This window comes from Streptomyces sp. NBC_00461, from assembly GCF_036013935.1.
Classification (GTDB): domain Bacteria; phylum Actinomycetota; class Actinomycetes; order Streptomycetales; family Streptomycetaceae; genus Streptomyces.
Window position 1 is genome coordinate 6,823,762 of record NZ_CP107902.1, and the last position, 19,495, is coordinate 6,843,256.

At 70.6% G+C, this 19,495-nt stretch carries 21 protein-coding genes and 2 riboswitches; of the genes, 12 read left to right on the plus strand and 9 right to left on the minus strand.

Features of this window, described 5'->3' with window-relative positions; translation table 11 throughout:
* Positions 1-49: 49 nt before the first annotated feature.
* The 4 genes from OG870_RS31925 to OG870_RS31940 all read left to right on the plus strand — a co-directional run bounded on the left by OG870_RS31925 (position 50) and on the right by OG870_RS31940 (position 3,397).
* Entirely contained in the window at positions 50-658 is a 609-nt protein-coding gene (locus OG870_RS31925) for an ATP-binding protein (RefSeq protein WP_266592502.1), read from the plus strand.
* 79 nt (positions 659-737) lie between these two features.
* On the plus strand, positions 738-1,514 hold the full coding sequence (locus tag OG870_RS31930; RefSeq protein ID WP_266521803.1) for a polysaccharide deacetylase family protein: 777 nt from the start codon (positions 738-740) through the stop codon (positions 1,512-1,514).
* Positions 1,514-2,698 carry a YncE family protein gene (locus tag OG870_RS31935; protein ID WP_327691759.1) on the plus strand — a complete coding sequence of 395 codons (1,185 nt, stop codon included), beginning with the start codon at positions 1,514-1,516 and terminating at the stop codon, positions 2,696-2,698. The genes OG870_RS31930 and OG870_RS31935 overlap by 1 nt, the downstream gene beginning before the upstream one ends.
* Positions 2,699-2,797: 99 nt before the next feature.
* Positions 2,798-3,397 (plus strand): ADP-ribosyltransferase, encoded by a 600-nt coding sequence (locus OG870_RS31940; protein ID WP_266843877.1) that lies wholly within the window; start codon positions 2,798-2,800, stop codon positions 3,395-3,397.
* Here OG870_RS31940 and OG870_RS31945 read toward each other — a convergent pair.
* Positions 3,351-4,043: a GNAT family N-acetyltransferase gene (locus OG870_RS31945; RefSeq protein ID WP_266590068.1), complete on the minus strand. Its 693-nt coding sequence runs from the start codon at positions 4,041-4,043 to the stop codon at positions 3,351-3,353. The two genes, OG870_RS31940 and OG870_RS31945, sit on opposite strands and share 47 nt — an antisense overlap.
* A 49-nt stretch (positions 4,044-4,092) precedes the next feature.
* On the opposite strand from OG870_RS31945, the gene OG870_RS31950 reads away from it, so the two are divergent.
* Together OG870_RS31950 and OG870_RS31955 are read left to right on the plus strand one after the other, a co-directional pair.
* The gene (locus tag OG870_RS31950) at positions 4,093-5,004 is read left to right on the plus strand and encodes a helix-turn-helix domain-containing protein (RefSeq protein WP_266843874.1); all 912 of its coding nucleotides are present in this window, start codon (positions 4,093-4,095) and stop codon (positions 5,002-5,004) included.
* A 66-nt stretch (positions 5,005-5,070) separates the two neighbouring features.
* A complete protein-coding gene (locus tag OG870_RS31955) occupies positions 5,071-5,283 on the plus strand; it encodes an EF-hand domain-containing protein (RefSeq protein ID WP_266590073.1) in 213 nt (70 codons plus the stop codon).
* A gap of 63 nt (positions 5,284-5,346) precedes the next feature.
* On the opposite strand, the gene OG870_RS31960 is transcribed toward OG870_RS31955, so the two are convergent.
* Positions 5,347-6,255 carry an AraC family transcriptional regulator gene (locus OG870_RS31960; protein WP_266843872.1) on the minus strand — a complete coding sequence of 303 codons (909 nt, stop codon included), beginning with the start codon at positions 6,253-6,255 and terminating at the stop codon, positions 5,347-5,349.
* 101 nt (positions 6,256-6,356) lie between these two features.
* Here OG870_RS31960 and OG870_RS31965 point away from each other — a divergent pair, with 101 nt between their 5' ends.
* Both OG870_RS31965 and OG870_RS31970 read left to right on the plus strand, forming a co-directional pair.
* Positions 6,357-7,358 carry a zinc-dependent alcohol dehydrogenase family protein gene (locus OG870_RS31965; RefSeq protein WP_266843870.1) on the plus strand — a complete coding sequence of 334 codons (1,002 nt, stop codon included), beginning with the start codon at positions 6,357-6,359 and terminating at the stop codon, positions 7,356-7,358.
* A 108-nt stretch (positions 7,359-7,466) separates the two neighbouring features.
* Positions 7,467-8,144, plus strand: a complete 678-nt coding sequence (locus tag OG870_RS31970) for an NADPH-dependent F420 reductase (protein WP_405624863.1) — start codon at positions 7,467-7,469, stop codon at positions 8,142-8,144.
* Positions 8,145-8,283: 139 nt separating this feature from the next.
* On the opposite strand, the gene OG870_RS31975 is transcribed toward OG870_RS31970, so the two are convergent.
* The 7 genes from OG870_RS31975 to gcvT form a co-directional block, all read right to left on the minus strand.
* Complete coding sequence (locus OG870_RS31975; RefSeq protein WP_266590077.1) at positions 8,284-8,826, minus strand: MOSC domain-containing protein; 543 nt, start codon at positions 8,824-8,826, stop codon at positions 8,284-8,286.
* 66 nt (positions 8,827-8,892) lie between these two features.
* Complete coding sequence (locus OG870_RS31980) at positions 8,893-9,741, minus strand: CHAT domain-containing protein (protein ID WP_266590079.1); 849 nt, start codon at positions 9,739-9,741, stop codon at positions 8,893-8,895.
* Between the two features lie 43 nt (positions 9,742-9,784).
* Positions 9,785-10,342, minus strand: coding sequence for a GH25 family lysozyme (locus tag OG870_RS31985; protein WP_266521828.1), 558 nt, complete (start codon positions 10,340-10,342; stop codon positions 9,785-9,787).
* Positions 10,343-10,901: 559 nt separating this feature from the next.
* Positions 10,902-12,269 (minus strand): L-serine ammonia-lyase, encoded by a 1,368-nt coding sequence (locus OG870_RS31990; protein ID WP_266521830.1) that lies wholly within the window; start codon positions 12,267-12,269, stop codon positions 10,902-10,904.
* 56 nt (positions 12,270-12,325) lie between these two features.
* A complete protein-coding gene (gene glyA, locus OG870_RS31995) occupies positions 12,326-13,603 on the minus strand; it encodes a serine hydroxymethyltransferase (protein WP_266590082.1) in 1,278 nt (425 codons plus the stop codon).
* Positions 13,604-13,617: 14 nt separating this feature from the next.
* Positions 13,618-13,995 (minus strand): glycine cleavage system protein GcvH, encoded by a 378-nt coding sequence (gene gcvH, locus OG870_RS32000; protein ID WP_266590084.1) that lies wholly within the window; start codon positions 13,993-13,995, stop codon positions 13,618-13,620.
* A gap of 120 nt (positions 13,996-14,115) precedes the next feature.
* Positions 14,116-15,234 carry a glycine cleavage system aminomethyltransferase GcvT gene (gcvT, locus tag OG870_RS32005; RefSeq protein ID WP_266590086.1) on the minus strand — a complete coding sequence of 373 codons (1,119 nt, stop codon included), beginning with the start codon at positions 15,232-15,234 and terminating at the stop codon, positions 14,116-14,118.
* Positions 15,235-15,277: 43 nt separating this feature from the next.
* Positions 15,278-15,386, minus strand: a riboswitch (glycine riboswitch).
* Positions 15,387-15,487, minus strand: a riboswitch (glycine riboswitch). It lies immediately after the preceding riboswitch.
* Positions 15,488-15,671: 184 nt separating this feature from the next.
* Between gcvT and OG870_RS32010 the strand changes: the two genes are divergently transcribed.
* From OG870_RS32010 to OG870_RS32025, 4 genes are all read left to right on the plus strand, one after another.
* The gene (locus OG870_RS32010) at positions 15,672-16,346 is read left to right on the plus strand and encodes an AAA family ATPase (RefSeq protein WP_266523743.1); all 675 of its coding nucleotides are present in this window, start codon (positions 15,672-15,674) and stop codon (positions 16,344-16,346) included.
* Between the two features lie 87 nt (positions 16,347-16,433).
* A complete protein-coding gene (locus tag OG870_RS32015; RefSeq protein WP_266590088.1) occupies positions 16,434-17,228 on the plus strand; it encodes an enhanced serine sensitivity protein SseB in 795 nt (264 codons plus the stop codon).
* A 93-nt stretch (positions 17,229-17,321) separates the two neighbouring features.
* The gene (locus OG870_RS32020; RefSeq protein WP_266521841.1) at positions 17,322-18,131 is read left to right on the plus strand and encodes an enhanced serine sensitivity protein SseB C-terminal domain-containing protein; all 810 of its coding nucleotides are present in this window, start codon (positions 17,322-17,324) and stop codon (positions 18,129-18,131) included.
* 307 nt (positions 18,132-18,438) lie between these two features.
* Positions 18,439-19,446, plus strand: coding sequence for an ABC transporter permease (locus OG870_RS32025; RefSeq protein ID WP_266521842.1), 1,008 nt, complete (start codon positions 18,439-18,441; stop codon positions 19,444-19,446).
* The last annotated feature ends 49 nt before the right edge of the window (positions 19,447-19,495 follow it).

Here is a 19,495-nt window from a genome sequence, read left to right on the forward strand (position 1 = left end):
CCCCACAGAGCCTTCACCGCAGGTCAGCCGCCCCGTTGACGCCTCCGAACTGCCTTTGGCATATGTCGATCGACCTATTCGGAGCGACGTATTCCGGGGGGCGTATTCCTCCGGAACGGCCCCGGAGCCCGCTCGTGGCGGCCATGATGGGGGCATGGCGGGGCTGGAGGGCATCGAACAGCCGCGGGGACAGGGCCGTGCGACCGCGGCGCGCTGGTCGCCCGCGGTCGAGGATGAACAGGCGCTCAAAGCGCTCGAGTTGTTCGGAAATCCGACCGAGGCGGAAGTCCCGCTGCCGTCCCGCCCGGAGTCCGCCGCCACCGCCCGCCGTCTCACCCAGGTCGTGGTCCTGCGTCACTGGGGCCTCACGCCCAAGATGACGGAGGACGCCGTCCTGCTCGTCTCCGAACTCGTCGGCAACGCGGTCCGCCACACCGGTGCCCGCGTCTTCGGTCTCCGTATGCACCGCCGCCGGGGCTGGATCCGTATCGAGGTCCGCGATCCCTCCCGGGGGCTGCCCTGCCTGATGCCGGTCCAGGAGACGGACATCAGCGGGCGCGGCCTGTTCCTCGTCGACAAGCTCTCCGACCGCTGGGGAGTCGACCTCCTGCCGCGTGGCAAGACCACCTGGTTCGAGATGAGGGTGGCCGACCGCTAGCGGTTGACCGCGACCCGAAGAATGTCCCCCGATCGGGGCAATCGGCGGTTTTCACACCCATCACCCCTTAAATGGTGCGGTGACCTCGACCGACCGCCGGACGGCGCTCCGCACGGGCGCCGGCCTTCTCGCCGCAGGCGCCCTCACCGCAGGGTGCGCCACGAGCGGCGCCGTCGCCCACTCCAGCGCCCCGGCGCACCCGTCCACCGATCCCGCCACCGCATCGGCCGCACCCACCCCGCGCGGCTACCCAGGCCAACCCGCGCAGCTCACCCACGGCCCCCGCACCCACCCCCGGGTGGCCCTCACCTTCCACGGTCAGGGCGACCCCGCTGTCGCCCACTCCCTGCTCACCGCGGCGGAGAAGCACGACGCCCGCCTCACCGTCCTCGCCGTCGGCACCTGGCTCGACGAGCACCCGGACGTCGCCCGCCGCATCCTCGACGGCGGCCACGACCTCGGCAACCACACCCAGCGCCACCTGGCCGTCAACACCATGTCCGAGGCCGACGCCCGTACCGAGATCACCGCCTGCGCCGACCGGCTCCGACGGCTCACCGGATCCATCGGCACCTGGTTCCGCCCCTCCCGCGCCCCCCTCGCGTCCCCGTTGGTCGTACGTCTGGCCCGCAGCGCCGGCTATCCGCACGTCCTCTCGTACGACGTCGACTCCCTCGACTACACCAGGCCCGGTGCCGACGCCGTCGTACGCACGGTCCTCGGTGAGGTCCGGGCCGGGTCCGTGGTGAGCCTGCACTTCGGCTACCCGGACACGGTCGCCGCCCTCCCCGTCGTACTGGAAGAACTCACCCACCGCGGCCTGGCCGCCGTGACCACCACGGAGCTGTTCAGCTGATGACCCCCACCCGGCTCACCCGCGCCCTGATCGCGACCGCCGCCCTCGCCGCGCTCGCCCCCCTCGCCGCCTGCAGCGGCACCCAGCATCACCAGGACGAGGCCCTCAGCAGCAAGGCGGCCATCGCACCGGTGAAGAAGAAGACGGCCGTGCAGCGCCTGCCCGGCATGCCGCCGGTCCTCGACCCGAACGACGTGTACGCGGCCGACCGCCCGGACCAACTCTCCCCGGTGGTGAAGGACTTCCCGTCCCGGGTCTACGTCCCCAACACCAATTCCAACACCGTCTCGGTCATCGACCCGAAGACGTACCGGGTCATCGACACGATCCCGGTCGGCGCCCAGCCCCAGCACGTCGTCCCCTCCTGGGACCTGAAGACGCTGTGGGTCAACAACGACAAGGGGAACACCCTCACCCCCATCGACCCCAGAACGGGCAAGGCCGGCAAGACCGTCGACGTGCACGACCCGTACAACCTCTACTTCACGCCCAACGGCAAGTACGCGATCGTCATGGCCTCCCTCGACCGCGAACTCGTCTTCCGCGACGCGCACACCATGAAGCGCGAGAGGACCGTCCCGGTCAGCTGCTACGGCGTCAACCACGCCGACTTCTCCCCGGACGGCCGCTACTTCATCGTGTCCTGCGAATTCAGCGGCGAACTGCTGAAGGTCGACACGGAGAAGATGAAGGTGATCGGCCAGGAGAAGCTGCCGTTCCACGGGGCGATGCCGCAGGACGTCAAGATCTCGCCCGACGGCAGGAAGTTCTACATCGCCGACATGGTGGCCGACGGCGTGTGGATCCTGGACGGCGACAAGTTCACCAAGCCCACCCTCCTGCCCACCGGCAAGGGCGCCCACGGCCTCTACGTCAGCCGTGACTCGCGCGTCATGTACATCTCCAACCGGGGCGAAGGCGCCATCTCCCTCTTCGACTTCGCGAAGAACAGGCTCACCGAGAAGTGGCACCTGCCCGGCGGCGGCAGCCCCGACATGGGCGGCGTCTCTGCGGACGGCAAGGTCCTGTGGCTGTCGGGACGCTACAACTCCGAGGTGTACGCCATCGACACCCGCACCGGCACCCAGCTGGCCCGCATCAAGGTCGGCAGCGGCCCCCACGGCCTCGCGGTGTACCCGCAGCCCGGCCGCTACTCGCTCGGCCACACGGGCATCTTCCGCTGAATCACCTTTGAAACACCGTGAGTTGAGAAAGGACGGGACACGCCGACGAACGAGTGATGATCCACAGTCCGCCGCCGCGGAACCGGAATCGTGCCGCACATGATCACAACTCGCCTGCGGCGGCGGGCCGCTGCCGCCGTCCTGTCCCTCGCGGCCGTCCTCGCCACGACGGCCGCGACCGTCCCCACCGTCACCCCCGCGAAGGCCGCCGCGCCTGCCTGTCCCCAGTTCGCCGACCCGGTCGAGGCGGCGGCCGACCACCGCGTCGACGTCGACCGCATCACCCCCGAACCGGTCTGGCGCAAGACCTGCGGCACGCTCTACCGCAGCGACAACCGCGGCCCGGGAGTCGTCTTCGAGCAGGGTTTCCAGCCCAAGGACGTCATCGGCGGCCAGTACGACATCGAGCAGTACGTCCTCGTCAACCAGCCCTCGCCGTACGTCTCGACGACGTACGACCACGACCTGTACAAGACCTGGCACAAGTCGGGCTACAACTACTACATCGACGCTCCCGGCGGCGTCGACGTCAACAAGACCATCGGCGACACCCACAAGTGGGCCGACCAGGTCGAGGTCGCCTTCCCCGGCGGCATCGCGCGGCAGTACGTCATCGGCGTCTGCCCGGTCGACAAGAAGACCAAGACCGAGATCATGAACGACTGCGAGAGCAATCCGTACTACGCGCCCTGGCACTGAGTCCCGACACGGCCCGGCGGGCGAGGAGCAGCGCCTCCGAGCCCACCGGACGGTAGCCCGCCGCCTGGAACGTCCGCATGCTGCGGGCGTTCCCCGGCGCGACCTGCGCCCACAGCGGCTCGGTGACGAGGTGCCGGGCGGCGGTCACGAGCCGCCGGCCCAGCCCCCGGTGCCGTACGTGCTCGTCCACCTCCACCGAGACCTCAAGCCGCCCGCCGATCCCGCGCCCCGTCACGAGCACACCGCCCTCGGCCGCCCACGCGCGCACCTCGTCGCGCCGCCCGCGCGCGTAGACGGCGCGGGAGTGGGCGGCGTCCTCGATCTCCCGCAGGGTGAGCGGCGGTTCACCCGGCAGCGGGGAGCCGACCAGCATGGCGTCGACGGTTTCGGCCCCGCGTCCCGTCCGCTCCATGAACGCCGCCAGGAACCGCGGATGCATGGGCGCCGCCAGCTCGTCGCAGTCCACGGTGCGCAGCGTCTCGTGGATCCACTGCGGATCCTCGTCCGTGAACACGACGGCGTGCGCGGTGAAGGCGAGGACACCCGCGTCCCGGGCGCAGGCCTGCGGGACCACCGTCGTACGACCGTCCGCCGGCGGGAAGACACCGCGGGCGGCCGCGTCGAGAATGTCCCGCAGAGTCTCCATCGCCGCGCTCCTTGAGTCTCCACCCACTGGAAGGCCCAGACTCCCAGACATGATCGATGACGGCACCGGCCTTTTCACCATCGGCGAGCTGGCCCGGGCCACCGGGCTGACCGTGCGGACCATCCGTTACTGGTCCGACGAGGGTGTCCTGACCCCGGTGACCCGCTCCACGGGCGGCTACCGGCTCTACGACGCCGGGTCCGCCGCCCGCCTGGAACTGATCCGCACGCTGCGCGAGCTGGGCCTCGGCCTGGACGACGTGCGCAGGGTGCTGGACGGGGAGCGGACGGTCGCTCAGGTCGCGGCGGCCCATGTGATGGCGCTGGACGCGCAGATCGACTCGCTGCGGGTGACCCGTGCGGTGCTGTCGACCGTGGCACGACGCGGTTCGACCGCAGAGGAGATGACCCTGATGAACAGACTGGCGCGGCTGTCGGCAGCCGAGCGCAGGCGGATCCTGCAGGAGTTCGTGGACGAGACGTTCCACGGGCTGGACCTGGCGGACCCGGAGATCCGGGAGCGGATGCGCACGAGCGCCCTCGACCTGCCTCAGGACCCGACGCCCGAGCAGGTGGACGCCTGGGTGGAACTGGCCGAGATGGTCCAGGATCCGCAGTTCCGGGCGCAGATGCGGCAGGCGGCCGAGTTCAACGCCGCCGACCGGGGCGAGGACACCCCGCGTGGCGCGTCCATGTGGTTCTTCAAGCGGCTGGTCGAGCTGGTGGGGAAGGCCCGCGAGCAGGGCGTCGCCCCCGAGTCCCCGCAGGCCGACAGGGTGCTGGCGGACCTCCTCGGCAATGCCGACCGGGCCGCCGTACTGGAACGCATGAAGGCGACCCACAACCTGCGCCTGGCCCGGTACCGGGAGCTGATGGCCGTTCTCAAGGGAACGACGCTCTCGGCGCACGAGGAGGAGTTCGCCTGGGTGGTCGCCGCACTGGAGTCTCGAACGGCCAGCTAATCTGACCTGCGTCAGCAAGACGGCAAGACGGCAAGACACGCAGGTACGGAGAAAAGGGGCGGATCGGTGGCGGACATCGAAGAGGCGCGCAAGGATTTCCAGCGGATCGACACTGACGGTGACGGCTTCATCACCGCCGCCGAGTTCAAGACCGCCCTTGCCCAGGGGGGCGACTGGAACGTCACCGAGACGGTCGCCGAGGCGATCATCAAGACGCGTGACCTGAACGGCGACAAGGTGCTGTCGTTCGACGAGTTCTGGGCGTACCTCAACAAGTAGCACGCACAGGGGGTGCCCGTCCGCGAGCCGGACGGGCACCCCCTTCGTCATGCCGGGCGGCGGCTAGGAGGCGCGCCTTCGGTACTGGCCCGGCGCCACCCCGTACGCCCGTTTGAAGGCCTTGGCGAAGGCGAACTCCGAGGCGTAGCCCGCGCGTCCGGCCACCTGGCGCAGGGGCAGGTCCTCCTCGCGCAGCAGGCGGCCGGCGGTCGTCATGCGCCACCAGGTGAGGTAGGCGAGCGGGGGTTCCCCGACGAGCGTGGTGAAGCGGCGGGCGAAGGCCGCGCGGGACAGGCCGCCCGCGGCGCCGAGTTCCTCGACCGTCCAGGCGTGGGCCGGGTCCCCGTGGATGGCGCGCAGGGCCGCCGCCACGGCCGGGTCGGCGAGCGCGGCCGACCAGCCGGTGCCATGGTGCTCCCGCTGCCACCAGGCGCGCAGGATGTACAGCAGCAGGGTGTCCAGCAGCGAGGTGACGATGGCGTCCGAGCCGGGCCGGCGCTCCTCCAGCTCCATGCCCAGCAGCTCCACCGCCGCCCGCAGCGAGCGGTGCGCGCCGACCTGGGCGGGCAGGTGCACCACCTCGGGCAGCTCGGTCAGCAGACGGTGGGCGCGACTGTGGTCCATCTTGTAGGCGCCGCACAGCATGACCGTGTCCGGTGCCGACTCCCTTGGCGCGGGCGGTGGTTCGGGCCACCGCCCGTCCGGCCCCGGCCGGACCTCCTCCAGCGGCACGTCGAGCCCGCTGGCCAGCGCGTGTCCCCGCCCGTGCGCCAGGAACACCACGTCCCCCGGCCCGACCGCTACGGGCTCGCCCTCCGACGGGATCAGCCAGGCCGACCCGCGCAGGATCACATGGAAGCCGGCCCCCTCCGCGGCCTCGAACCGCATGCCCCAGGGCGCGTACTTGTCCCGGCGCGAGGAGTGCGGCCGCCCGGTGCGCATCGCGCCCACGGCGTCACTGAGTACGTCCATGCCCGTACGGTATCCACAGCCGCGAGGGAGAAGACGATCGGACAGGAAAACGAGATCGGCGGACATGGATCGTCTCGCGACGGCCTCCTAGCGTTTCCTGTATGCCAACCACCGCACGTACCGTGCTCTTCCATGAAATCGGCGGACCCGAGGTCCTGCGGGTCGAGGACGTGACCGTCCGCGACCCGGGCCCGGGCCAAGTCCTCGTCCGGGTCGAGGCGTTGGGCCTCAACCGCGCCGAAGCCCTCTTCCGCGCCGGGGCCTACTACTACCAGCCCACGCTCCCCGCCTCCCGCCTCGGCTACGAGGCCGCCGGCGTCGTCGAGGCGATCGGCGAGGGCGTCACCGAACTCGCCGTCGGCGACCCGGTGATGACCGGCCCCGGCATCGAGATGAGCGCCCAGGGCGTCTACGGCGAGCGGGTCGTCCTGCCCGACACCGCCGTCGTTCGCCGCCCCGACTCCGTCGACGCGGTCACCGGAGCGGCGGCCTGGCTGACGTACACGACCGCGTACGGCAGCCTGCTGGAGACCGCCGGCCTCAGGCCCGGCGACCACGTTCTGATCACTGGCGCGTCCAGCGGCGTCGGCACCGCGGCCCTCCAGGTCGCCCGCCGCATCGGAGCGATCCCGCTCGCCACCACCCGCACCGAGGGGAAACGCCGGCACCTGCTGGAGCTGGGCGCGACGGAGGTCATCGTCACCGGGGAGTCGGAGCCGGAGGCCGTGGCCAAGGAGGTCAAGCGGCTCACCGGGGGCAAGGGCGTCGAGGTGATGTTCGACGCGATCGGCGGCCCCGGATTCCGCCCGCTGGCCGAGAGCCTTGCGCCCGGCGGCTCCGTGGTGGTCTACGGCTGGCTGGACCCCCGCCCCGCCGAGATCCCGTGGAGCTGGCCCTTCACCCTCCACACGTACGCCAACATGACCCTGACCACGACCCCCGACGGCCGCCGCCGCTCCACCGCCTTCCTCAACGCCGGACTCGCCGACGGCGGCTTCCGCCCGGTCGTGGGCGAGGTCCTCGACGGCCTCGACCGCATCCGGGACGCCCATCGCCTGATGGAGTCCAACCGGCACACGGGCAAGATCGTCGTACGGATCTGAGCGGGATCGTCGTACGGCCGGGCGCGGTCACCCGTTCGCAGCGGCCCGCGGAATAGTCAGGGAGCCCCCGGGGTTGACGCCGCCCAGACGCATGCGTGTGCATCGACCTTGGAAGGGCCTGTCATGAAGATCGGCATCATCGGCGCGGGCAACATCGGCGGCAACCTCACCAGGCGGCTCACCGCCCTCGGACACGACGTCTCCGTCGCCAACTCCCGCGGGCCCGAGACGCTCACCGCGCTGGCCGAGGAGACCGGCGCGAGGGCGGTACGGGTGGAGGAGGCGGCGCGCGGTGCGGAGGTCGTGGTGATCACGATCCCCGTCAAGGCGATCCCGAACCTGCCGAAGGGCGTCCTCGACGGCGCCGCGGAGAACGTCGTGGTGATCGACACCGGCAACTACTACCCGCAGCAGCGCGACGGCAGGATCGCGGCGATCGAGGACGAGGGCCTCACAGAGAGCGCCTGGACGGCGGACCGCATCGGCCACACCGTGATCAAGGCGTTCAACGGCACCTATGCCCAGGACATCCTGGAACGCCCGCGCCCGGCCGGCGACCCCGACCGCATGGCGCTCCCGGTCGCGGGCGACGACGAGGTGGCGAAGCGAACGGTACGGGCCCTGATCGACGATCTCGGCTTCGACACCGTAGACGCCGGCGGCCTGGAGGACTCCTGGCGGCAGCAGCCCGGCACACCGGTGTACGGGCTGCGCGAGGGTGTCGACGGGGTCACCAAGGCCCTCGCGGAGGCGCCGCAGGAGCGCCCGGCGGACTTCCGCGCGTAAGGGCCGCAAAAGGGGCGCAAAAGGGCCGCAACGGCCGTGGGCCGCACAGCCACACGGCCATCCAGTCGCATGCCTGTGTGACTGTGCGGCTGTGCGGCTGTGCGGCTGTGTGAGCGTGTGGCCGTTGCGGCCGTGTCGCTCAGACGATCTCCAGTGGCCGGTGCGGTCCGTCCGGCAGTTCGACCTTCACCGGATCCCCGGGCCGCACCGTCCCGCCGCTGACGACGACGCTCATGATCCCGGCCTTGAGCTGGAGCGTGCCGTCGCTGTCCCGCCCGACGACCCGCTTCAGCAGCCCGTGCTGGAACTTGTCGATCTGCAGACAGGGGTTGCGCAGCCCCGTGACCTCGACGACGGCCTCCGTCCCCAGCCGCAGCAGCGTTCCGGCGGGCAGGGCGAGGAGATCGATCCCGCGCGTGGTGACGTTCTCCCCGAGCTGCCCGGCCAGCACCTCGAACCCGGCCTCCCGGACCTCCTCGAACAGCTCCTCGTGTATGAGGTGCACCTGCCGAAGATTCGGCTGCGAGGGGTCCCTCGCCACCCGGGACCGGTGTTTCACCGTCGTACCGGCGTGCACGTCCCCCTCCACCCCGAGCCCTGCGAGCAAAGTGATGCTCTGCCGGTTCGGCTTGGTGAACGAGTACCCGCCGTTGCTGCTGACCGCACTGACTGCCCCACCCATCGTGAGGAGCTCCCCTCTTCCGTCTTGCCCCCACCGTACGACGACTGCTGCGCCGCAGGTCGGGACTTATACGGCCGCCCGCCGCGCCAGCACGAGCCCTCGTGCGTCGCCGGCCGTCATGGTGACCTGCGCCGCCCCGAGCGCGAAGGCCGCCGGCACATCGCGGCCGCGCCGCAGGCCCTCGTAGAAACCGCGGCTGAACGAGGCCGCGTCCTCGTCCAGCAGGGGGTGCCGAGAGCCGATGGAGAAGTCGGCGCACGACGTGAAGTCCCGCAGATCTCCGCCGAGATGACAGCCGGCCAGGACCAGGCAGTGCACGCCGCCGATCGCGGTCAGCGCCTGCGCGAGCCAGTCCGTGCGCACCGGTGCCGTCGCACCGTCGGGCGCCTCCATCAGCAGGAAACCGTCGGCCGAGCCGTGCCCGGCGAAGTGCACGACGTCCGGGCGGCCGTCGTCCAGCGCCGACACCACGTCGTCATTGCGCGCCGCCGCCCGCACCCGCAGGTCGATACGGCGGGACCCCGGCACCCGGACCGCGTCCTGAACACCGTCGAACTCCACGCCCAGCGCCAGCCGTTGCTCGGTCCGGGGCCCCGACATCAGGAAGAGCACCCGGGCCGGATCGGGCAGCCCGGAAAGCCGGTCGTCGAGGAGCTCCCTGAGCGCACGTGCACCCGGGTACTCGGCGAGAGCAGCCCTCAACAGCCCCTCCAGGGTGAAAGGGAACGCGCCGTGCTCCGTCAGCCGGCAGAGGGCGTACCAGCGCACGAGCGGCACCGCCTGGTCAGGCACCCGCGCCAGATCGCCGCCGAGCGGCTCCACCAGCAGCCGCGTCTCGGCGACCCCGGGATACAGCTCCGCCAACACCTTGACGACACCGTCCCGTTGCAGCCGGGCAGCAGTGAACTCCTCCACGGGCCCCACCCCCTCGGCCGAGGGTAGCCGTCAGGTGGTGCCGTCAGGCGTTGTCGGCCCACTCCTTCAGCGCGGCCTTGTCGGCGAAGTCCGCGACGTCCTTGTCGTGCGGCTCGCTGGTGTACTGGTGGAAGCGCCACTTGGCCTTGATGCGGGGCTTGCCGGCCGTGACGTAGTCGGCGATCCAGAGGCCGTCACCGGCGTACGACGTGGTGTCGACGTTCAGCCAGAAGTCCTGGTTCGCATAGAGGATCACCTGGTTGTTCGGCCGCAGCTCCTTCACCTTGCGGATGAACAGGTCCTTCTCCGCGTTGCTCGCGTGCGTGCCGGCGCTGTTGCGCTCCCAGTCGACGGCGAGGATGTCGCCCGCCTTCTCGGGGGCGTGTCTGACGAAGTACTCCGCCTGGGCCTGGAGGTTGCCCGGCCACAGGAAGTGGTAGAAGCCGACGACGAGACCGGCGTCACGACCCCGCTTCGTCTGGGCGGTGAGCCTCGGGTTGACGTACGAACGGCCCTCCGTCGCCTTGATGAAGACGAAGGAGAGACCGTCCGTGTCGTACGAGGAGGACTGGAACGCGCTTACGTCGATACCGCGCAGCATGGAGGGCCTCCCTGAATGACCGGTGGGGGGACAGGGGTTGATGTGTCTCCCACCTTGGCACGGGTGATCCCTTCCGGATGTGGAAAGGGAGTGGAAACGTCAACTTCTGAGGGTCGGCGGGGCCTTGGCAGGTACGGCGGCAACGTCGGCGGGGCGGGTCCGCCGACGTCAACGCAGTGTGGTTTCCGCCGGGCGGACGAGCGGGGTCTTCGGCGCCTCCGACCAAGAGCGGCACAGGGTCGGCACAGGGTTCAGGTCCTCGGTGGCCCAGACCGTGATGCTGGTGGCGTGTGGCCGTGAGGCCGGACAGGTGCGATCGCGTGGGTAGCCGGTTGCGGCGGGGCCTTGCCGTCGGCGCCAGGCGGCGGCTGGCGGTCAGGGCGGACCGGAACGGTGGCCGAGGGCGCCACAACCCCCGGGCCGGCAGACGCCCGTCCCGAGGGATGTCCCGGGGACTTTCACGCCTGTCGCCGGGACATCCCGGGGACTTTCCGCCGTGTGGGCAGGGAAGGCCCCGACAGCGCTGGAAGACGTGAACGCGCTGGTCAGGGCTGCTTCGTCAGCACTCGATGATGTTGACGGCCAGCCCGCCCCGCGCCGTCTCCTTGTACTTGACGCTCATGTCCGCGCCCGTGTCCTTCATCGTCTTGATGACCTTGTCCAGGGACACCATGTGCGAGCCGTCGCCGCGCATCGCCATCCGGGCGGCCGTGACCGCCTTCGCCGCGGCCATGCCGTTGCGTTCGATGCACGGGATCTGGACCAGTCCGCCGACCGGGTCGCAGGTCAGGCCGAGGTTGTGCTCCATGCCGATCTCGGCCGCGTTCTCGACCTGTTCGGGAGATCCGCCGAGCACCTCCGCGAGCGCGCCCGCCGCCATCGAGCAGGCGGAGCCGACCTCGCCCTGACAGCCGACCTCGGCGCCGGAGATGGACGCGTTCTCCTTGAAGAGCATGCCGATCGCGCCGGCGGCGAGGAGGAAGCGGACCACGCCGTCCTCGTCCGCACCGGGTACGAAGTTGATGTAGTAGTGCAGGACCGCCGGGATGATGCCCGCGGCACCGTTGGTCGGGGCGGTGACCACGCGGCCGCCCGCGGCGTTCTCCTCGTTCACCGCCATCGCGTAGAGCGTGATCCACTCCATCGCGTGCGCCAACGCGTCGCCCTCGGCGCGGAGTTGGCGGGCCGACATGGCGGCCCGGCGGCGTACCTTCAGACCGCCGGGGAGGATGCCCTCGCGGGACATGCCGCGCGCCACGCACGCCTGCATGACCCGCCAGATCTCCAGCAGCCCGGTGCGGATCTCCCCCTCGGTGCGCCAGGCCCGCTCGTTCTCCAGCATCAGGGCGGAGATCGACAGACCCGTCTCCTTGGTCAGGCGCAGCAGTTCGTCGCCGGTGCGGAAGGGGTACTTCAGCACGGTGTCGTCCAGCTTGATGCGGTCCGCGCCGACCGCGTCCTCGTCGACGACGAAGCCGCCGCCCACCGAGTAGTACGTCTTCGACAGCAACTCCGTACCGGCCGCGTCGTGTGCCCACAGCGTCATGCCGTTCGCGTGGTACTGGAGGGTCTTGCGACGGTGCAGCTTCAGGTCGTCGTCGAAGGAGAACGGGATCTCGTGCTCGCCCAGCAGCCGGATCCGGCCCGCCTGCTTGATCCGCTCCACCCGGTCGTCGGCACCCTCCACGTCCACCGTCCGCGGCGAGGCGCCCTCCAGGCCGAGCAGCACCGCCTTGGGCGTTCCGTGGCCGTGGCCGGTCGCGCCGAGCGAGCCGTACAGCTCCGCCCGTACCGACGCGACGGAGTCCAGCACCTCCTCGTTGCGCAGCCGGCGGGCGAACATGCGGGCCGCGCGCATCGGGCCGACCGTGTGGGAGCTGGACGGGCCGATGCCGATCGAGAACAGGTCGAAGACCGAGATGGCCACGGGGACTCCTCACTCTGGGGTGGCGGGGGTGCCCGGACAGGCACCCCCGCCGGGAACTACTTGGTCAGGCCGGGGTACAGCGGGTGCTTGTCGGCAAGGGCCTTGACCCGGGCCTTCAGCGATTCCACGTCGGCCTCCCCGAAGGGAGAAGCCGCCTTGAGCGTCTCGGCGATCACGTCCGCGACCTCGGCGAAGTCCTCGGCCGTGAAGCCGCGGGTGGCGAGGGCGGGCGTGCCCACCCGCAGCCCCGACGTCACCATCGGCGGGCGCGGGTCGTTCGGGACGGCGTTGCGGTTGACCGTGATGCCGACCTCGTGGAGACGGTCCTCGGCCTGCTGCCCGTCCAGTTCGGACTCGCGCAGGTCGACGAGGATGAGGTGGACGTCGGTGCCGCCGGAGAGCACGTTGACCCCGGCCTCCCGGGCGTCGTCGGCCGTCAGACGCTCGGCGAGGATGCGCGCACCCTCCACCGTACGCCGCTGGCGCTCCTTGAACTCCTCGCCGGCGGCGACCTTGAAGGAGACCGCCTTCGCCGCGATCACGTGCTCCAGGGGACCGCCCTGGAAGCCCGGGAAGACGGAGGAGTTCAGCTTCTTCGCGAACTCCTTCTTCGCGAGGATGATCCCGCCGCGCGGACCGCCCAGCGTCTTGTGGGTGGTGGAGGTGACCACGTCCGCGTAGTCGACGGGGTTCGGGTGCAGCCCCGCGGCCACCAGGCCCGCGAAGTGCGCCATGTCGACCCACAGGTACGCCTCGACCTCGTCGGCGATCCTGCGGAACTCCGCGAAGTCCAGCTGCCGCGGATACGCCGACCACCCGGCGATGATCACCTTCGGGCGGTGCTCCTTGGCCAGCCGCTCCAGCTCCGCCATGTCGACGAGACCGGCGTCGTCGACGTGGTAGGCGACGACGTTGAACTGCTTGCCGGAGAAGTTCAGCCGCATCCCGTGGGTCAGATGCCCGCCGTGCGCCAGGTCCAGGCCGAGGATGGTGTCGCCGGGCTGGGCCAGCGCGAACAGGGCGGCCTGGTTGGCGGAGGCGCCGGAGTGGGGCTGGACGTTGGCGTACTCGGCGCCGAACAGCTCCTTGACCCGGTCGATGGCGATCTGCTCGGCGACGTCGACGTGCTCGCAGCCGCCGTAGTAGCGGCGGCCGGGGTAGCCCTCGGCGTACTTGTTGGTGAGGACCGAGCCCTGCGCCTCCATGACCGCGACCGGGGCGAAGTTCTCCGAGGCGATCATCTCAAGGGTGGACTGCTGCCGGTGCAGCTCGGCGTCGACCGCGGCGGCGATCTCCGGGTCGAGCTCGTGCAGGTGCGTGTTCAATGCGGACATGCGTCTACGGCCCCTCAGCCGGCGTTCTGGGCGGTGTACTCGTCGGCGGAGAGCAGGTCGCCCGGCTCGTCCGTGAGGCGGACCTTGAAGAGCCAACCGCCCTCGAAGGGGGCCGAGTTCACCAGGGACGGGTCGTTCACCACGTCCTCGTTGATCTCGGTGATCTCACCGGTGACGGGGGAGTACAGGTCGCTGACCGACTTGGTCGACTCCAGCTCGCCGCAGGTCTCGCCCGCGGTCACGGCGGAGCCCACCTCGGGAAGCTGGGCGTAGACGACATCGCCGAGCGCGTTGGCCGCGAACTCCGTGATGCCGACCGTCGAGACGCCGTCCTCGGCGGCCGACAGCCACTCGTGCTCCTTGCTGTAGCGCAGCTGCTGGGGGTTGCTCATGGCCTGAATTCTCCTGTACGCGAGGGAGTGCTGATGAATGGGTGACTGCTGGATACGCGTGTGAGCAGGAAAGATATGCGCGCGGTCACGTCCGTGGACGGGCCGCCCACCGCCCAGTCTCTACTTCCGGCGCTTGTAGAACGGCAGCGGCACGACCTCGTACGGTTCGTGAGCGCCCCGGATGTCCACGCCCACCCCGGGTGCGCCCGGGGCCGCGTGCGCCGCGTCGACGTACGCCATCGCGATCGGTTTGCCCAGCGTGGGGGAGGGCGCACCGGAGGTGACCTCGCCGATCACCTCACCGCCGGCCACGACCGGGTACCCGGCGCGTGGGACCCGGCGGCCCTCGGCGACCAGGCCGACCAGGACGCGCGGCGGGTTCGACTCGGCGCGTGCGGCGGCCTCTTGCAGGGCCTCGCGGCCCACGAAGTCGCCCTCCTTCTCGAACTTCACCACCCGTCCGAGCCCGGCGTCGAAGGGCGTGAGCGAGGTGGACAGCTCATGCCCGTACAGCGGCATGCCCGCCTCCAGGCGCAGGGTGTCCCGGCAGGACAGTCCGCAGGGGACGAGGCCGACGGGCGCGCCGGCCTCGGTCAGCGCCTGCCACAGCTTCTCCGCGTCACCGGGGGCGACGAACAGCTCGAAGCCGTCCTCGCCGGTGTAGCCGGTGCGCGCGACGAGGGCCGGGACACCGGCGACGGTGCCGGGCAGGCCGGCGTAGTACTTCAGGGCGTCGAGGTCGGCGTCGGTGAGGGACGAGAGGATGCCCGCGGCCTCGGGGCCCTGCACGGCGATCAGCGCGTACGCGTCACGGTCGTCGCGCACCTCGGCGTCGAAGCCGGCGGCCCGCTCGACGAGCGCGTCCAGCACCACCTGGGCGTTGGAGGCGTTCGCGACGACCAGGTACTCGCTCTCGCCGAGCCGGTAGACGATCAGGTCGTCGAGGATGCCGCCGTCGGCCCGGCAGATCATGGTGTAGCGGGCGCGGCCGACGCCGACGGAGGCGATGTTGCCGACCAGGGCGAAGTTCAGGAGCTGGGCGGCCTGCGGGCCGGTCACGGCGATCTCGCCCATGTGGGAGAGGTCGAAGAGTCCGGCCTTCGTCCGTACGGCGAGATGCTCGTCGCGCTCGGAGCCGTAGCGCAGGGGCATGTCCCAGCCGGCGAAGTCGGTCATCGTCGCACCGAGGGAACGATGCAGGGCGTCGAGCGCGGTACGACGGATGTGGGTACTGCTCATCGGACGGTCGTCTCCCAGGGCATAGCGGGACAGGCGAGGGCATTCCTCCCCATCTGTCATCGGAACCTGAGAGGTTCGCCATGACCGCGCGCGGCATGGCTTGCACCGTGGGTGGGACCACCGGGAAACGGCGGCCCGCTTTTCAGATGTGCCTCGCCCGCGCGGTAACGGGGCCTGAGAGATTCAAGGGAGGGACTTGCTCCTTCGGCGCCCCGGCAGACAGTGCTGCTGGGGACTCTCCCGCGCGGATTCAAACGGCCGGTATGCAGTTGGCGCGCACATCATCGCACGGCGGGTCCGCGGGCGGCAGGCCGGACCTGGCACCTCTTTGTAACTGGCTTGTGGCAAGGCGATCACGAAAACACCAGACACCGCGCATTACCTTCTCTTTACACTTGAAGGGCAGGGGACTCCGTACCCGGCCCCAGGGGAGGACGATCACGGTGGACAGGACCACGGCGTACGCCACGAGCTCGGCCGTCGCGCTGCCCGAGCAGCCCGCGGCCCCGGCCCAGGAGGCGTGCGCGGTCCGGCCGGAACCCGTGGTCCGCGATCTGCGCGAGCGCTCGGGCCGTAGCCCGCACGCCCTGCTCTTCGGCCCCCGCGACCTGGTGGTGATCACCGGCCTGCCCGGCAGCGGCAAGTCCACGCTGATGGAGCGCGCGGTGCGCGGCGTCCGTATCGACTCCCAGGACGCCCGCGACCGCTGGGACGCCCGCGCCTCCCGCTACCTGCCGTACGCGGTCTACCGCCCCCTGGTCCGGCTCGCCCACTACGCCGGGCTGCACCGCGCCCTGCGCGGCGGCGAGGGCGTCGTCGTGCACGACTGCGGCACGCAGGCCTGGGTGCGTGGCTGGCTGGCCCGCGAGGCACGGCGCCGCGGCGGCCTCCTGCATCTGGTGCTGCTCGACGTCACCCCCGGCGCGGCGCTTCGGGGCCAGCGCGAGCGCGGCCGCGGCGTCTCCCGCTACGCGTTCCTGCGGCACCGCACGGCGGCGGGCCGGCTGATCCGCGCGGTGGAGCGGGGCGATCTGCCCGAGGGTGTCGGCTCGGCGGTGCTGCTGGACCGGGACGCGGCGGACGTACTGCGCAGGATCGGCTTCACGGGCTGACCCCTTTGTCCGTCCCACCCGTTAGCCTTTCCGGGCACACCAGTGGTTCTCAGCAGGCAGTGGTTCTCAGCAGGCGGTCGGACACAGATGGACTTCCCAGCGGATCTTCCCGCGGACTTTCCCGTACAGGCACACCCCCATCCGCACGGCGGATGGCCAGGCAACGAACTGGAGGAGGTGCTGTCGGCCTCCCTCGGCATGCCCTCGGCGGGTGGCCGGATCATCGAGGTGCTCGGACGCAGTTTCCTCTGGGTCCCGTTGCCCGGCGGCGGTGGCCCGCACAGCGGCCCCCTCGACCTGCCGACGCTGGAGATCGAGGGCCAGGGCTATGTCCCCGTCTTCAGCTCCGAGGAGCAGTTCCGCCAGGTCGTCGGCTCCCACATGTCGTACACGATCGCCCCGGCCGTCGAGTTCGCCCGCGGGCTGCCCCCGCAGGTGGGCCTCGCGATCAACCCGGACGGAGTGGTCGGCGTCCCCCTCCCGCCGGCCGCGGTCGCCGAGCTGTGCCGGGCGGGCCGCACCCCGCTGGACGGCCTGGCCTCCGGAGCCCGCGTCAAGCTCTTCGAACCGGACTGGCAGGACGACCCGGTCGACTTCCTGGCCGCGGCCTGCGCCGAGTTCGCGCAGACGGGCGTGGTCGTCACGGCCCGCCGCTGCCTCGCCGTCGTCGAGACGGCCGACCCGGTGATGTTCGTGGGCGTCGAACTCTCCCTGCGGGAGGGCGACCTGCGGGCGCTTCCCCTGGCCGCCCTGGAGCGGGCGGCGACCGCGGTTCCCACCCCGTGGCCGGTCAACCTGGTCCTCCTGGACGTGACGGACGACCCGGTGGCGAACTGGATGCGAGAGCAGGTGCGCCCGTTCTATACGGGCGATCACCTGTGAGCGCCGCAAGGGGCGAAGGCACAACAAGTCCGGAGCCCCCGGGCGCTTAAGCTGTTGGCAGAAGTGGGGCAACTTCCAGAAGGGGCGGTACACGTGAGCGCCAGCGGCACCACGACCGGGACGGTCGAGCACATGCTGCGCCAGGTGACGCCGGGGCGCTACGACGCCTACGAGGCACTCCTCCGCGCACTGGCCGCCCCCGGCGCCGGCCAGATCTGGATGCTCCTGTGGCACGGCCAGGCGGGCTCCCCGGACGCCCAGTACGGAAACATGGAGGTCGAGGGCTACGGCTACGCCCCGTGCGTCACCTCCGCCCAGGAGCTCTCGGCCAGCGGCTGGAACAGGTCGTACGAGGTGGTCGACGGCCTGGACGTGGCCCGGACCCTGTACCCCGACCACTTCGGCCTCTGGCTCAACCCGCACGCCCCGGGCGGCGGCCTGGGCATCCCCTGGCTCGACCTGCGCCGTATCGCCACCGGCCTGGAGCGCCAGGCCGCCGGTCCGCTGCGCCTGTCGGATCCCGCGATCGAGATCCCGCAGTTCTACGCCCTGCTCGCGCAGAACGCCCACCGCACCCCGTCCGTCCGCTCGCTGCGCCGGGCCTGGGTGCAGCCGGCCCTCGGGGCGCCGTATCTCGCCATCGGCCTGGACGTGTACGACACGAGCCCGCCCGCGGTGGACTCGGTGCGGGCCATGATGCAGCAGTCCATCGGCGCCGTCCCGGACGGACTGCCGGTGTCGACGGTGGCGATGTCCGACGAGTACGACCCGGTCGCCCTGTGGATGCGCGCGAGCGCCCGCCCCTTCTACGACCGCGAGGCCCACGCGGCGGCCCCGGCGCAGGCCCCGGCCCAGGCGCCGGTGTCCGGGTACGGCTACCCCCCGGTGCACGGCGGATACTGAGACGGCAGGCTTGGTCCGTACCGGGCTGGCCTGATCTTCGCGCGTAGATAGCGCCAGAAGATCCCTCCATGTCCAGGATGTCCGCAATGAACCCCGTCCGACCGCTGTTACCCGCTGTCCGGATAACGGAACACACCAGCCTGCATCACGTTTACGCATCCTTTCCCCGCCAAGTCTGGCAACAGATCGCCAAAGCGTTGAAGACTCCCGCTCCAGGGGGGTTCGCCCCCGTGTATTACGGACTGATCACGCCGCTACAGCGGCAAGTGCGGGCCGGCTACCGCCGGTTGAGAGGGGTCCCTGCCAGATGACGGCACCATTGCACGAGCCGACCGCGGAAGCGGCCCCGAGCGCGGCCGAAGAAGCGGCGGTCGCCACTGCCGGTGAAAAGGCAGTTCAGGGGCGTTCCCTGGGCCGGATCGCCTGGGAGCGCCTCAAGCGGGACAAGCTCGCCCTCGCGGGCGGCATCGTCGTGCTCGCCCTCATCGTGATCGCCCTGCTCGCTCCACTGCTCACGGACCTGATCGGACAGGACCCCGACGCCTACCACGAGAGCCTGATCGACCCGCTCTTCGGTACGCCCAAGGGGTCCCTGGGCGGCATCAGCGCCGATCACCTGCTGGGGGTCGAGCCGGTCAACGGCCGCGACATCTTCGCCCGTGTCCTCTACGGTGCCCGGATCTCGCTGCTGGTCGGCTTCCTGTCCGCGATCGTCGCCGTCGTGCTCGGCACGTTCCTGGGCGTCCTGGCCGGTTTCTTCGGCGGCTGGGTCGACTCGGTCATCAGCCGCGTCATGGACGGTCTGCTCGCCTTCCCGCAGCTGCTCTTCATCATCGCCCTGGTCTCCGTCATGCCGAACGAGATGCTCGGTCTGACCGGATCCAGCGTGCGCGTGTTCGTGATGATCCTGGTCATCGGATTCTTCGGCTGGCCCTACATCGGACGCGTGGTTCGCGGCCAGACGCTCTCGCTGCGTGAGCGCGAGTACGTCGAGGCCGCCCGATCGCTGGGCGGCGGGCGCTTCTACATCCTGTTCAAGGAACTGCTGCCCAACCTCGTCGCCCCCATCATCGTGTACACGACGATGATGATCCCCACCAACATCCTGACCGAGGCGGCACTCAGCTTCCTGGGCGTCGGCGTCAAGCCGCCCACGTCCTCGTGGGGGCAGATGCTCTCGACCGCGATCGATTACTACGACTCGGACCCCATGTTCATGGTGGTGCCCGGCGTGGCGATCTTCATCACCGTTCTGGCCTTCAACCTCTTCGGCGACGGCGTGCGGGACGCGCTCGACCCGAAGGGTTCGCGCTGAACTGCCGTACCCCAAGCGTCCCGTGAGCACCTCCACGGGGTCTCTCATC

What these genes read in the sequence shown, in the direction of transcription:
- gcvH (WP_266590084.1), bottom strand. Translation starts at nt 13,995, where the DNA reads ATGAGCAACCCCCAGCAGCTGCGCTACAGCAAGGAGCACGAGTGGCTG.
- OG870_RS32015 (WP_266590088.1), top strand. Translation starts at nt 16,434, where the DNA reads ATGGACTTCCCAGCGGATCTTCCCGCGGACTTTCCCGTACAGGCACAC.
- OG870_RS31940 (WP_266843877.1), top strand. Translation starts at nt 2,798, where the DNA reads ATGATCACAACTCGCCTGCGGCGGCGGGCCGCTGCCGCCGTCCTGTCC.
- glyA (WP_266590082.1), bottom strand. Translation starts at nt 13,603, where the DNA reads ATGTCCGCATTGAACACGCACCTGCACGAGCTCGACCCGGAGATCGCC.
- OG870_RS31975 (WP_266590077.1), bottom strand. Translation starts at nt 8,826, where the DNA reads ATGGGTGGGGCAGTCAGTGCGGTCAGCAGCAACGGCGGGTACTCGTTC.
- gcvT (WP_266590086.1), bottom strand. Translation starts at nt 15,234, where the DNA reads ATGAGCAGTACCCACATCCGTCGTACCGCGCTCGACGCCCTGCATCGT.
- OG870_RS31960 (WP_266843872.1), bottom strand. Translation starts at nt 6,255, where the DNA reads ATGGACGTACTCAGTGACGCCGTGGGCGCGATGCGCACCGGGCGGCCG.
- OG870_RS31950 (WP_266843874.1), top strand. Translation starts at nt 4,093, where the DNA reads ATGATCGATGACGGCACCGGCCTTTTCACCATCGGCGAGCTGGCCCGG.
- OG870_RS31985 (WP_266521828.1), bottom strand. Translation starts at nt 10,342, where the DNA reads ATGCTGCGCGGTATCGACGTAAGCGCGTTCCAGTCCTCCTCGTACGAC.
- OG870_RS31935 (WP_327691759.1), top strand. Translation starts at nt 1,514, where the DNA reads ATGACCCCCACCCGGCTCACCCGCGCCCTGATCGCGACCGCCGCCCTC.
- OG870_RS31945 (WP_266590068.1), bottom strand. Translation starts at nt 4,043, where the DNA reads ATGGAGACTCTGCGGGACATTCTCGACGCGGCCGCCCGCGGTGTCTTC.
- OG870_RS31965 (WP_266843870.1), top strand. Translation starts at nt 6,357, where the DNA reads ATGCCAACCACCGCACGTACCGTGCTCTTCCATGAAATCGGCGGACCC.
- OG870_RS32025 (WP_266521842.1), top strand. Translation starts at nt 18,439, where the DNA reads ATGACGGCACCATTGCACGAGCCGACCGCGGAAGCGGCCCCGAGCGCG.